The 12,992-nt window shown below is 62.8% G+C and carries 12 protein-coding genes; 7 read left to right on the top strand and 5 right to left on the bottom strand.

The window, feature by feature from the left end; translation table 11 throughout:
• Window position 1 precedes the first annotated feature (1 nt).
• Genes IH404_RS00760 through IH404_RS00740 form a run of 5 tightly spaced genes read right to left on the bottom strand, consistent with a single transcriptional unit; the run spans window position 2 to window position 4,748 of the window.
• Window positions 2-622 (bottom strand): lysophospholipid acyltransferase family protein, encoded by a 621-nt coding sequence (locus IH404_RS00760; protein WP_103734102.1) that lies wholly within the window; start codon window positions 620-622, stop codon window positions 2-4.
• A gap of 9 nt (window positions 623-631) precedes the next feature.
• The gene (locus IH404_RS00755) at window positions 632-1,075 is read right to left on the bottom strand and encodes a hypothetical protein (protein ID WP_194439644.1); all 444 of its coding nucleotides are present in this window, start codon (window positions 1,073-1,075) and stop codon (window positions 632-634) included.
• Window positions 1,065-2,363 carry a phosphatase PAP2/dual specificity phosphatase family protein gene (locus tag IH404_RS00750; protein WP_194439642.1) on the bottom strand — a complete coding sequence of 433 codons (1,299 nt, stop codon included), beginning with the start codon at window positions 2,361-2,363 and terminating at the stop codon, window positions 1,065-1,067. Before IH404_RS00750 ends, IH404_RS00755 begins: the two co-directional genes overlap by 11 nt.
• Window positions 2,364-2,365: 2 nt before the next feature.
• Window positions 2,366-4,114, bottom strand: a complete 1,749-nt coding sequence (locus IH404_RS00745; RefSeq protein ID WP_194439640.1) for a bifunctional alpha/beta hydrolase/class I SAM-dependent methyltransferase — start codon at window positions 4,112-4,114, stop codon at window positions 2,366-2,368.
• Window positions 4,115-4,124: 10 nt separating this feature from the next.
• Window positions 4,125-4,748, bottom strand: a complete 624-nt coding sequence (locus IH404_RS00740) for a CDP-alcohol phosphatidyltransferase family protein (protein WP_005792592.1) — start codon at window positions 4,746-4,748, stop codon at window positions 4,125-4,127.
• Between the two features lie 308 nt (window positions 4,749-5,056).
• Between IH404_RS00740 and IH404_RS00735 the strand changes: the two genes are divergently transcribed.
• From IH404_RS00735 to IH404_RS00705, 7 genes are all read left to right on the top strand, one after another.
• Entirely contained in the window at window positions 5,057-6,982 is a 1,926-nt protein-coding gene (locus IH404_RS00735; RefSeq protein ID WP_194439638.1) for a protease modulator HflK, read from the top strand.
• A gap of 12 nt (window positions 6,983-6,994) precedes the next feature.
• Window positions 6,995-7,984, top strand: a complete 990-nt coding sequence (locus tag IH404_RS00730) for a protease modulator HflC (protein WP_194439636.1) — start codon at window positions 6,995-6,997, stop codon at window positions 7,982-7,984.
• Window positions 7,981-9,015, top strand: coding sequence for a protease modulator HflK (locus IH404_RS00725; protein WP_005792589.1), 1,035 nt, complete (start codon window positions 7,981-7,983; stop codon window positions 9,013-9,015). Before IH404_RS00730 ends, IH404_RS00725 begins: the two co-directional genes overlap by 4 nt.
• Window positions 9,012-10,898: a cation-translocating P-type ATPase gene (locus tag IH404_RS00720; RefSeq protein ID WP_194439634.1), complete on the top strand. Its 1,887-nt coding sequence runs from the start codon at window positions 9,012-9,014 to the stop codon at window positions 10,896-10,898. The genes IH404_RS00725 and IH404_RS00720 overlap by 4 nt, the downstream gene beginning before the upstream one ends.
• 116 nt (window positions 10,899-11,014) lie before the next feature.
• Complete coding sequence (locus IH404_RS00715; protein ID WP_003195792.1) at window positions 11,015-11,266, top strand: membrane protein; 252 nt, start codon at window positions 11,015-11,017, stop codon at window positions 11,264-11,266.
• A gap of 67 nt (window positions 11,267-11,333) precedes the next feature.
• Complete coding sequence (locus IH404_RS00710; protein ID WP_005792587.1) at window positions 11,334-12,179, top strand: DUF692 domain-containing protein; 846 nt, start codon at window positions 11,334-11,336, stop codon at window positions 12,177-12,179.
• On the top strand, window positions 12,170-12,958 hold the full coding sequence (locus tag IH404_RS00705) for a DNA-binding domain-containing protein (protein WP_005792586.1): 789 nt from the start codon (window positions 12,170-12,172) through the stop codon (window positions 12,956-12,958). The genes IH404_RS00710 and IH404_RS00705 overlap by 10 nt, the downstream gene beginning before the upstream one ends.
• Window positions 12,959-12,992: the final 34 nt, after the last annotated feature.

Here is a 12,992-nt window from a genome sequence, read left to right as displayed (position 1 = left end):
TTCAGGAGTGCTCCGGGGCGAGGGCGAGCAGGGCGTCGCGGGTGCGGGCGAGGAATGCGGCTTTGTCTTCGCCTTCCTCCAATTGCAGGGGGGCACCGAAGCTGGTTGTGCATAACAACGGCAGTGGCAGCACGCGCCCTTTGGGCATAACCCGGTTGAGGTTGGCTATCCACACGGGAACCAACTCGGCCTGTGGGTAACTTTTTGCCAGGTGATACAAGCCGCTTTTGAATGGCAGTAAACCGTCCTCCAGATTGCGCGTGCCTTCAGGAAAGATGATCAGCGAGTCACCGCCTTCCAAGGCTGCGAGCATGGGCAGCAATGGGTTATCCACAGGCTCTTTGCGCTCGCGGTCGATCAGCACGCCATTGAACACCCGGTTGATGATGTAGCGGCGTAGCGCGCTCTTGTTCCAGTAATCGCTGCCGGCCACCGGGCGTGTGAATTTGCGCAGGTTCTGCGGCAGTGACGCCCACACCAGCACGAAGTCGCCGTGGCTGCTGTGGTTGGCGAAATAGATACGTTGCACCGGTACTGGCGCGCACCCCAGCCACAGGCTGCGAGCGCCGGTGACGGTGCGGGCCATGGAGGTAATCAGCGTGGCGACCACGGGTTCGAACATGGGAATTCCTTATCCGGCGAAAGGCAGCCAAGGGCTGGCGAGGATGACGCCCAAGGTCAGCAGCGCTTGCGCGCCCAGCAACCAGGCTTGTTTACGCAATAGTTTAAGGGCGCCACGGCGGCGTTCGGTCCACGGCCGACCGGCTCGCTTGGACGATTGCAGGCCGAGGGTTTGCAGGGCCTGATCAAGGTCTGGGGTGCGGGTAACGTCGCGGGCCAGCAAGGCGAACAGGTCGGCGTCGAAGGCCACCCGCAGCGCCCAGTACTTTTGCAGCAGGCCCAGCACGATCATCCACAGGGCCAGCAGCAGGCAGATCGTCGAGATACTGGCCAACAACAGTTGGGCGAGGCCGAACAGTACGCCGAGCAACGTCAGGCCTGTGGATAACTGATCCAGGGAACGGCCACGGCGTAGCAGGCTGGCGACTACCTGGAGTTCCATATCAGCGGGCATGGTGCAAACCCTCCAACGCTTTACGGTGTGCGGGGTGCAGGACCACAGTGGCCCGTGCTGTACGAATAATAGCCAGTGCTTCATCGACCGTGGCGGCTCGGCCAGTATTCAGCAGCCAGGCGGCGATAGCGGTGGCGCTACGGGAGTAACCGAGGGCGCAGCACACCAGCAAGGGGCCGCTCGTTCGCAGGCGTTCAATGGCGTGTGCGGCTTCCAGGCATTCGTCGGGTGTCGGGGTGATGAGGTCCAGTACCGGCACGCAGGCATAAGCGCGGCCCAGTGGATTAATCGGCAGTTCGGCGCACAGATCGACAATGGCCTTGAATGAACCCTGCTCGCTGGCCGTAGGAATGCGCCCCAGCCAGACGTTATCCACAATCAGGTCCGGCTGTGGATGTTTGCGTGTCCACAGCCGCGAATTGACCCACGCACCCGCTAAATAAGGCGCATACAACCAGCGGGCTGCAGGCGTAAGGCGGCCATCCGCACGTTTTTGAAAGCCCGACGCGCCGATCACAAGGTAGTTGGCTGTGATCAAACCCAGGGAAACCGCTGGCCACAGCAGCCACAGCCAGCCGCCGCCCAGTACCAGGGCAAGTGCCAGCAGTAATAGCGTACCCAGCCCGTAGCGCACGGCCAAGCGCCAGCGTTGGGTATCCCGCGTCAACCGCGCACTCAACAATGGGCTCGGGTGCTCCACTGGCCATAACCACACGCACAGCCACCCCGCGAGGGCGCCTGTGGGTAAGTCGATAAAGTGATGTTGATAAGTGGTCAGCACCGAGATGCCGATCAGCGCAAACCAGCCATGCACCACCCAGCGCCAGACTCCCTGGGTGTGCCGCTGATACATGACCCACAGGATCACCAGCAGCGCGATATGCAGCGAAGGTGCCTGGTTGAACGGTTTGTCGAAACCGGCCAGCACCGCGAATAGCCAGCCAAACACCCCGTCCAGCTCTGGCCGCTCAAAGGTGAAGCGCAGCGGCCAGATCAGGAAGCAGCTGACGGCAATCACCTGCGCACTCAGCAGGCGCAGTGCATGTTGTTTCAGCTCATGCCGTGTATTGGGTAGCAGCAGAGAGAAGCCGTAGAGCAGGTCGATGGACCAATAGGGCACGATGGTCCAGGCCCAGAACGGCATATGGCTTTCCCAGCCGAACACCAGCGTGCCGACGTCGCTGCGCTGGCTGGTGACCCAGGTGGCGAAGCCGTAGGTGCTGAAAAACAGCGGCGCCAATAGCAGCAGCCAGAGCACCGCGGGTTTCAATAAACCGGGTTCGCGCATGTTCAGATCTTCTGTGCCAGGGACACAGTGAAAATGCCCCACTCATCCACGCGCTGGGTGATCTTGCGAAAGCCCGCGGCTTCAACCAACTGGTCCATTTCCGCCTGGCTGCGCCGACGCATCACCCAGGCCTGGCCCTGGCGGTGGCTGGTGAGCGCGCGGGCAATCAGCTCCAACTGCGGGTGCCACGGCTGCCCGGTGTAGACCAGGTAACCGCCAGGTTCCACAGCTTCGGCCAGCCCCGCCAGTGAACCACCGACCATGGCGTTATCGGCAAACAACTCATACAACCCGGACACCACGGCCAAGGTCGGCTTGGGGTCCAGGGCAGCCAGGTCGGCGCGGTCGAACGCATCGCCTTTGACGAACTGGGCGATGTCCCCCAAGCCCTTCTCGCGAATCAGCGCGCCACCGTCGCGCACGTTGATGTCGCTGTAGTCGCGCAGCAGGATCGACTCCGGCAACGGCGATACGCCCTGCAAGGCTTCAAGGATGTAACGGCCGTGGCCGGCGGCGATATCGACGATACGGACCTCGCGGTGCTCGTCACGCAGCTTGGTCATGGCCAGGCGCAGCAGTTCCTCGACGTTCAGCTTGCGCTGGCGAATACCGCGCCAGCCAATGGAGTTGAGGTAGTTGGTGTCGATCATCCGCCCCAGCCCGCCCTTGCCGGTAGGCTTATTGCGATACACGTAGTCCAGCGTGCTGCCGGAGTCGAAACCGGTGTCGAAGCCCAGTTTCACGCCGTCCGACAGGTTCTTGCCCAGGCCCATGCTGGCGCGGGTCATGCGCCAGTAGAGGTCGCGCAGCGAATTGCGTGGCAGTGGCGCGGCAAGGGATTCGGATTCGGCGCAGGTGGCGCCAAGTTTGTCGGCGTCCAGTAGAGAGGCGCGGTCCAGCGGGTGTGCGAAGTTCTGCAAGATAAAGCGTTTGGCGCTGCTCACGGCCACGGCTCGATCACGTTCACCGAGGGTGTCGTGGAAAAACCCAGGGAGGATATGCAGCTCTTTTTTCAGGCTGCCGAGGCGGTCGAAAAATTGCTGCTGGGGTTTACGGTGCACCACAAAATCGGAGCCGGAGATAAGCAACTGGGTAGGCACCTGGATCGCCTGGGCGTCGGCTACAACCCGGTCGGCCGCTTCGTACAGGCCCAGCAGCACATTCACCGAGATGGCCTTGGTGATCAGCGGATCGCTGTCGTAGGACGCTACCCGTTCCGGGTCATGGCTGAGGAACTTGGCCTTGACGTAGCTGTTGACGAAAAAGTTGCCGCGAAACCTGCGCATCAAGGCCAGGCCCGGGCGGGCGAAGGGCACGTACAGCTTGACCTTGAAAGCGGGCGAGGCGAGCACCAGGGCGCGGATTTTTGGCGCGTAGTCGTGAACCCAGGTGGCCGCGATCACTGCGCCGACGCTTTGGGCGATCACGGCCAGGTTTTGCTCTTCGATGCCGTAGGTGGCGCCGATATGGTCGCAGAAGGTCTGCACATCACGGGCACTGGTGGCAAAGCTGGGGCTGTCGCCGCGCTCGCCGGGCGATTGGCCGTGGCCGCGGGCGTCCCAGGCGAAGAAATCAAACCCCGGCAAGTCCAGTTCATCCACCAGGTGGGCAATACGTCCGGAGTGCTCATGGCCACGATGGAACAACAGGATTGCCTTGCGCGGCCCGGCGTCTGCCGTGGCCGGCCAGTGCCGGTAGAAAAGCTCGACGCCATCATGGGTACTGAAGGTGTGCTCTTGCTGTTCGCGCATCGCAAAATCCTTATGCAGAAGGGGGAGTTTGTTGCTGTTCTTTGAGGCCCTGACGCACCCGGTTGACCAAGGTATAGGCGAGCAGGGCGGCGATCAGCCACATCACTGCCTCGACCCAACCGGCGCCGAGCCAGCCCAGCGCCACGCCGGTGGCCAGTACACCCAGTACAAAAGCCCGATCACTCTTGCCCATCGGCCCGTCATAGCGACGCGATGCGCCCACCATCGGCCCCAACACACCGGCGTACTCGCTGAAGACCGCAAGCAGTGTCACCAGCACCACCGGCACCGGGCTCACGCCGGGGATCAGGGCAAAGGGCAGGATCAGCGCGCTGTCGGCGATCACATCGCACAGTTCATTGAGGTAAGCGCCGAGGCGTGACTGCTGGCCGAATTCTCGAGCGAGCATGCCGTCGATGGCGTTGAGGGCCATGCGCACGATCATCCATAAAGGGATCAACGCAAACAGCCAGAGGTGTTGGGCGAAGCCTGCGATCAACAACCCCACCAGCAGCGAAACAACTCCGGCCAGCACGGTGATCTGGTTGGCGGTGGTGCCGTTGTCGTAGAGGCGCTGCACAAGCGGGCGCAGCAGGTTTTGAAACCGCGGTTTGAGTTGGTAGATGGAAATCATGGGGTGGCGCTTCCTTGTCCGTGAACCCGCGAAAAGCTGTTTCGGAGTGTGCCGATTAATCGCAGCCGACACCAGTGATGGCTCGTGTTTATAGGGGGTTAGTCACAATCCAGAGAGCACAGCAAAACAAATGTGGGAGGGGGCTTGCCCCCGATTGCGGTGTACCAGTAACTAATCAGTCGACTGACACACTGCTATCGGGGGCAAGCCCCCTCCCACAAGGGATTCAGAGTGGATGCAAAAGCGAACAAAAATTTCACGCTTCGTGTTATATCGTAACGAATTGTGTACAGGTGGGCATTGAGCGGATGCAGGTGGATTTAGAAGCTGATGGCGCTTCGGTAGAAGGCCTGGCGCGTTTTCAGCAAGGGCTGTTCCATGCCCGTCGGTTACGCCAAGCGGGTATCAGCCTGACGACCCTGGCGATCAGCGGATGGGTGTTGGCGCTGTTCGTGGCGTTGTTTGCGCCACTGTCGATCTGGCCGGTGGTGTTGATCAACTGCGCTTCGGCCCTGCTGCTGTTGGTGGCCGGGTTGCAGTCGGCCTGGTGGGTGGCTGATTGGCGTGCCCAGGCGCTGGAGGTGCCGAGCGCTGAGTTGATTGAGCAACCCATTGAGCCCACTGCCTGGCACAAGGGGCTGATCAACCGTTTCGGCAACGGCCTGCTGGCGCAAGTTGGCGCACCGGTGCTGTGGTTGGCTGGCTGGTCGTTGCTGGCGTTGGTCAGCGTTATCCAGTTCTGGGACTTGGCCTTGCCTGCTGCGGCCATCGGTCAGTCCGCCAGCATCGGTGCGGCGCTGGCATTGGGGCTGGCTTTTGGCTTGCTGGTGTTCGAGCGTCGCCTGGCCCAGGAAACCGCCGCCCAGTGGCCGGAAGCTTCACAGCTGGCGCAGTTGAGTCGGGTGGCGATTATCTGCCTGGTGCTGAGTGCCATCTGCCTGTTGTTTGCCAATGCCGAGTCGGTGTGGCCGCTGCGTCTGGCGACACTCGTCGGCCTGTTGCCGGCGCTGGTGGCGCTGGAGTTCCTGCTGCGGGGCGTGCTGTCGCTGTTCAGCCCGCGCCAGCCGCGCCTTGAGCCGCGCTTGATGGCGCAGAGTTTTATCGCCGGCCTGCTGCGTTGGCCGCCACAACCGTTGCTGGCGTTGCAGCATGAATTGCACAACCGTTTTGGCATCGACCTACGCCAGATCTGGGCCTTCACCTACATGCGCCGGGCTTTCCTGCCGGTGTTGCTGGTGGTGCTGGCGGTAGGCTGGGCGCTGACCGGCGTGCATGAAGTACCTCTGCAAGGGCGTGGGATTTATGAGCGCTTCGGCAAACCGGTCGAGGTGTTCGGCCCCGGCCTGCATACGGGTTTGCCGTGGCCGCTGGGTCGCGTACTCAACGTGGAGAACGGCGTGGTGCATGAGTTGGCGACCAGCGTCAGCGAAGCCGCCACACCGGAGCTGGCCGCTGCCGAAGGCCCGGCGCCGTTGATTGCCAACCGCCTGTGGGACGCCAGCCATGTGAATGACAAATCCCAGGTCATCGCCAGCAGCAGCGGCGATAAGCAGGGCTTCCAGATCGTCAACATGGACGTGCGATTTGTCTACCGCATCGGCCTCACCGACCAGGCTGCGCTTGCCGCCACATACAACAGCGCGGACATACCCACCCTGATCCGCAGCACCGCCAGCCGCATCCTGGTGCATGACTTTGCCTCGCGCACCCTCGACGAATTGCTCGGTGAACAACGCACCAGCCTCGCCGACGAGATTGGCCGCACGGTGCAAGCAGACCTGCACACCCTCGACAGCGGGGTGGAGATCCTCGCCACGGTGGTTGAAGCGATCCACCCACCGGCTGGCGCCGCCAATGCTTACCACGGTGTGCAAGCCGCCCAGATCGGCGCCCAGGCACTGATTGCCCGTGAACGTGGCGCGGCCAGCGAGCAGACCAACCTGGCGCTGCTGCAAGCCAGCACCGTCCGTGATCAGGCCCAGGCCAGCGCCCGCGAAGTGAATGCTGGCGCCCAAGCGGCGAACCTGCGCTTTGCCGCCGAACAAAAAGCCTATGCCGCGGCGGGCCAGGCTTTCGTGCTGGAACAGTACCTGAGCCAACTGAGCCTGGGCCTGGCCCACGCCAAGCTGCTTATTCTGGATCATCGTTTGGGCGCCGACAGTGCGCCGACGATTGATCTGCGTTCTTTTACTTTGCCCGCCGATCCACTGGCGCCGCGCAAAGCCGTTCAATAAGGAGTCTGTCTGTTGAGCGCTCATTCCCACGATCACGGTCATCATCATCACGGCCACCACCATCACCACCATGGTGATGAGCAAGCGGCCGGGCCTTTCCCTTGGCGGCGCATGGCCTTGGCGGCGTTACTGGTGCTGTTTGCCGTGGCAGCGGCGAGCCTGGTGCAGGTGCGCTCCGGCGAGGCCACGGTGATTACCCGCTTCGGCAACCCCGCGCGAGTGTTGTTGGAACCGGGCCTGGGCTGGCGCTGGCCGGCGCCATTCGAAGCGGCAATCCCGGTGGACCTGCGCCTGCGCACCACGTCCAGTGGCTTGCAGGACGTGGGCACCCGCGATGGCCTGCGGATTATCGTGCAGGCCTATGTGGCGTGGCAGGTGCAGGGCGATGCCGACAATGTGCAGCGCTTCATGCGCGCAGTGCAGAACCAGCCGGACGAAGCGGCGCGGCAGATCCGCACCTTCGTCGGCTCGGCGCTGGAAACCACGGCGGCCAGCTTTGACCTGTCCAGCTTGATCAACACCGACGCCAGCCAAGTGCGTATCGCCGATTTTGAAGCGCAGTTGCGCCAGCAGATTGATCAACAATTGCTCGCCACTTACGGCGTGCGCGTGGCGCAGGTCGGCATCGAGCGCCTGACATTGCCTTCGGTGACACTCACCGCCACGGTTGATCGTATGCGCGCCGAGCGGGAAACCATCGCCACTGAACGTACCGCCGTGGGCAAGCGCGAAGCGGCGCAAATCCGCTCCGCCGCCGAGCGTGATGCGCGCATCGTGCAGGCCGATGCCACGGTGAAAGCCGCCGATATCGAAGCGCAATCGCGGGTAGAAGCCGCGCAGATTTATGGCCGTGCCTACGCGGGTAATCCGCAGTTGTACAACCTGCTACGCTCGCTGGATACCTTGGGCACGGTGGTCACGCCGGGTACCAAAATCATCCTGCGCACCGACGCCGCGCCGTTCCGCGCCCTGGTGGATGGGCCGAAGGACATCCAGCCATGAGCGAACGCGACAGTCCCGACAGCCCCTGGATTCAGGCCGGGCGCCTGACCTTCCTGGCGCTGTACGCGGTCACTGTGTTGGCGGCGTTGGCCTGGGCCTTTTCCAATGTGCGCCAGATCGACCCGCAGAATCGCGCGGTGGTCCTGCACTTCGGTGCCCTTGATCGCATTCAGAACGCCGGGCTGTTGCTGGCCTGGCCGCAGCCGTTCGAGCAGGTGGTGTTGCTGCCGGCGGCGGACCGGGTGATCGAGCGCCGAGTGGAGAACCTGCTGCGTTCCGATGCGGCGTTGCAGGCCGATCGCGTGGCCAGTTTCGCTACGCCGTTGAGCGATGCCCTGGCCGGTTCCGGCTACCTGCTGACCGGCGATGCCGGGGTGGTGCAGTTGGATGTGCGGGTGTTCTACAAGGTGACCGAGCCCTATGCATTCGTGTTGCAGGGCGACCACGTGTTGCCTGCGCTGGATCGGTTGGTGACGCGCAGCGCCGTAGCCCTGACGGCAGCGCGGGATCTGGACACCATTCTGGTAGCACGCCCTGAACTGATCGGCAGCGACAATGGCGCCGCCGAACGCCGCGAGCGACTGCGCGGCGACTTGGTGCAAGGCATCAATAAACGCCTGGCCGAGTTGGCTGCCAGCGGCTTGGGCCTGGGCATCGAAGTCACCCGCGTCGATGTGCAATCGAGCCTGCCGGGCCCGGCGGTGAATGCCTTCAACGCAGTGCTGACCGCCAGCCAGCAAGCGGATAAAGCGGTGGCCAACGCCCGCACCGAAGCGGAAAAACTCACCCAGACCGCGAATCAGGAGGCTGACCGCCAGGTGCAAGTCGCCCACGCCCAGGCCAGCGAACGCTTGGCCAATGCCCAGGCGCAAACCGCTACCGTCGCCAGCCTCGCCCAGGTCAAAGACCCCGGCTTGCTGTTGCGCCTATACCGCGAACGCCTGCCGAAGATTCTCGGCCAGGCGGGTTCCGTGACCACCGTCGATCCCAAAGACGACTCCCGCTTGATCATCCAGGGAGCCGAACAATGAGCGCACCCATGCTGACCTCGGCCGAACAGCGCAGCGCTGCCCGGCAATTGACCCTGGCCATGCTCGCCCTTGGGTTGCTCGTGCTGGGCCTGGTGTGGCGCTGGCTGGCGCCGGATCAGAACGGTGTGAGCCAATTGCTGCTGGGGGTGGCATCGCTGTTGGTGGCGGTGCCGGTGATGCGTTCGGCCTGGTACAGCCTGCGCTTTCCCAGCTTGCACGGCATCACCGACCAACTGATTGCCCTGGCCATGCTTGGCGCCTGGGCCACCGGCGATCTGCTCACCGCCGCGTTGTTGCCGATCATCATGATCTTCGGCCATGTGCTGGAAGAGCGCAGCGTAATCGGCTCCCAGGAAGCGATCCATGCCCTGGGCAAACTCACCCGCAGCCACGCGCGTTTGGTACAGGCTGACGGATCCATCACCGAAGTGGATAACGCCACGCTGAACCCCGGCGATATCGTCGAAGTGCGCGCCGGCGACCGCGTGCCGGCCGATGGCGTGGTGCTGTCCGGCCAGGCGAGCCTGGACACGGCGCCGATCACCGGTGAGTCAGTGCCGCTGGAAGCCGGCGTTGGCGTGCAGGTGTTTGGTGGCGCGATCAACCTTGATGGTCTGTTGCGCCTTGAAGTGACGCGCACTGGCAACGAATCGACCTTGGGCAAAGTCATCGCACTGATGCAGAACGCCGAGCGCTCCAAGCCGCCGATCACTCGGCTGCTGGAGCGTTATGCCGGTAGCTATATGGTGTTGGTGCTGTTGCTGGCGGCGGTCACCTGGTTCGTCACCAACGATGCGCAGGCGATGCTGGCGGTGCTGGTGGCGGCGTGCCCGTGTGCCTTGGTGCTGTCGGCGCCGGCCACGGCGATTGCCGGGATCGCCGTGGCGGCGCGTCATGGGATTCTGATTCGCAGCTCGGCGTTTCTCGAAGAATTGGCTGACCTGACCTCGTTGGTGGTCGACAAGACCGGCACCCTGACCTTTGGCACCCTGCGTTTGCAGTCCATCGAGACCACCGCACCGGATCGCCAGGAGCTGCTGAACCTGGCGGCCAGCCTCGGCTCGGCGAGCAGTCACCCGGTCAGCCGAGCGTTGGCGGGGTTGGCGACTCAGGAGCAGTTACTGGCGCTCACCGACATTCGCGAGCGTCAGGGCCTGGGCGTGGTCGCACAGACCGAACAGGGCGAAGCGGCGCTGGGGCGGCCGGAGTTGTTCGAACAATTGGGCATCGTCACCAGCGGCGTTCCCAGCCATGACGGCCCAATTGCCGGGTTGGCGTTGAACGGCGATTTCCTGGCCTGGCTGTTGCTGGCCGACAGCGTCAAGCCGGAGGCGCGCCAGGCCCTGCAAGAGTTGCGTGATTTGGGCCTGGGCCGCCAGTTGCTGCTGACCGGCGACCGCCAAAGCGTGGCCGACAGCCTGGCGCTGGAGGTGGGCATCAGTGATGTCGAAGCCCAAGCCTTGCCGGAAGACAAGCTCAACCGCGTGCTGGGTGAAATCAGCAGCGGCTTCCGGCCGATGGTGGTGGGCGATGGCATCAATGATTCGTTGGCGCTCAAGGCCGGTGTGGTTGGTGTGGCGATGGGGGCGGGCGGTGCCGATATCGCCCTGGCATCGGCGGACGTGGTGTTGATCGGCAGCGACTTGCGCCGCCTGGGTACCTGCGTGCGCTTGAGCCGCCAGTGCCGGCAGACGTTGCAGGTGAACGTGATCATCGGCCTGGGCTGGACGTTGGCCATCGTGGTGTTCGCGGCCTTTGGCTGGTTGGGCGCGGCGGGTGCCATGATTGCGGCGGTGCTGCATAACCTCAGTACCTTGCTGGTGCTGGGTAACGCTGGGCGGTTATTACGCTTCCAGGAGCCTCTGTTGAAGCTTGATGAATAATTTCAGAAATATTTGCACACGGCTGTAACGCCGATGGGGGGCCTCACTCTAGTGGTGTGTCGAGACTGAACAATCCGTTCGGACCGGCTCCACTACTGATCATGAGGAATACAACAATGAGCATTAAATCCGCTGCTGCTGGTGCCGCCCTCGCGATGGCCGCTGCTTCTCTGTTCGCGGGTGTGGCCACTCAGGTACAAGCCGCAGACGCCACCGTTCACTGCTACGGCGTGACCTCCTGCAAAGGCATGAACGACTGCAAAACCAAGGACCACGCGTGCAAGGGCCAGGGCGAGTGCAAAGGGATGGGCTTCAAGGCCATGACTAAATCGGCCTGCGACGCCGCTGGCGGTAAAGTCGGCGAGTAACCGGCAAACGAGTGCAACCGCGGCGGCTGCCTGCCACCGCTGCGGACACTTTGCCCAGGAGTGAGTCATGTCCGCGTCCCTTCCAAGTCTGGGTTACGGCCTGGGTTTACGCAGTGAGTACTACCAGCAGATCCTCGAACAGTCGCCGGCCGTGGATTGGTTCGAAGTGATCTCCGAGAATTATCTGGTGCAGGGCGGCAAAGCCTTGTACTACCTGGATGCGATAGCCGAGCGTTACCCCGTGGTAATGCACGGTGTGTCCTTGTCCATCGGTGGGCCCCATGCCCTCGATACCGATTACCTTGCGCAAATCAAACAGCTCGCCGAGCGCATCCAGCCGGCGTGGATTTCCGATCACCTGTGCTGGAGCCGCGGCAGCGCGCACCAGTTGCATGACCTGCTGCCGCTGCCCTACACCGAAGAAAGCCTCTATCACGTGGCCGGTCGTGTGCGTCAGGTGCAGGACGTGTTGCAGCGCCCGCTGGTGCTGGAAAACGTCTCCAGCTATGTGCGCTCCAAGGCTGATGAGTTCACCGAGTGGGAGTTCCTCAACGCTTTGGCCCACCTGAGCGGGTGCCAGTTGCTGCTGGATGTGAACAATGTGTATGTGAGTGCGCGTAACCATGGCTTTGATGCCTGGACGTTTATCCGCAACCTGCCGCCCGAGAGCATCCGCCAACTGCACCTGGCCGGGCATATGGACTACGGCGACTATGTGGTCGACACCCACGACCATCCTGTGTGCGACCCGGTGTGGGCGCTTTACCAACAGACCCTGGAGCATTTGGGGCCGGTGTCGACGCTGTTGGAGCGCGATGATCATTTCCCGCCGTTCGAAGAGTTGCTCACTGAGTTGAGCAAGGCCCGCGAGCTGGCTGCCAGCGCCCTGGCCAGGAGATCGCTATGCGCCTGATCGACTGGCAATTGGCTTTTGAAGAGCACCTGTTATCTGAACCTTGCGCTGCCAACAGCAGCTTTGCCGCCACCTTGCTGGGGGGGCCGACCCTGGATGTGGACACCGGCCTGGCGATTTACCACAACGCCTATCTGTCGCGATTGAAGGAAGTGCTGTGCCATGACTTCAGCGCTATCCGATATTGGCTGGGTGATGATGAATTTGCCGCGCTGAGCGAAGCCTACGTTCGCCGTTACCCCTCGGCCCACTACAGCCTGCGTTGGCTCGGTGAGCGCTTTTCGATGTTTATCCTTGAGCACTTGGTCGCAGAACAAAGTGCACCGCTGGCTGAATTGGCGCGCCTGGAGTGGGCGTTTACCCTGGCGTTCGATGCACCCCAGGGTACGCCGCTGACCGTGAATGACATGGCGCAATTGGCACCCGGGGACTGGCCGACGCTGCAGGTAAGCCTGGCGCCTTCAGTGCAGCATTTGCTGTGCCGTTTCAACACGGTGGCGATCTGGCGAGCCAGCAAGGATGCATCGGGTTTTCCCGGCAGCCAGGCGCTGGACCCGATGCAAATCTGCCTGGTATGGCGTCATCAGAATGTGTGTCACTACCGCAGCCTGGGGCCTGACGAAGCCTGTGCACTGGCAGGGATGGTGACTACCGGCTGGAATTTTTCAGAACTGTGCGCAGAGTTGGCAGTCACTTATTCAGAGGGTGCGTCGCTGCAAGCGGCCACGTGGCTGAAACAGTGGATCCAGGACGGTTTGCTCGAATTCCGGGCCCCATAGAGACGTGCTATTAAATCGATAGCCTCCTACTTTG

The organism is Pseudomonas sp. OST1909 (genome assembly GCF_015277575.1).
GTDB classification, from domain to species: domain Bacteria; phylum Pseudomonadota; class Gammaproteobacteria; order Pseudomonadales; family Pseudomonadaceae; genus Aquipseudomonas; species Aquipseudomonas synxantha_A.
The sequence above is the reverse complement of the archived record's forward strand: the minus strand, read 5'-3'. Positions and strand labels throughout refer to the sequence as shown.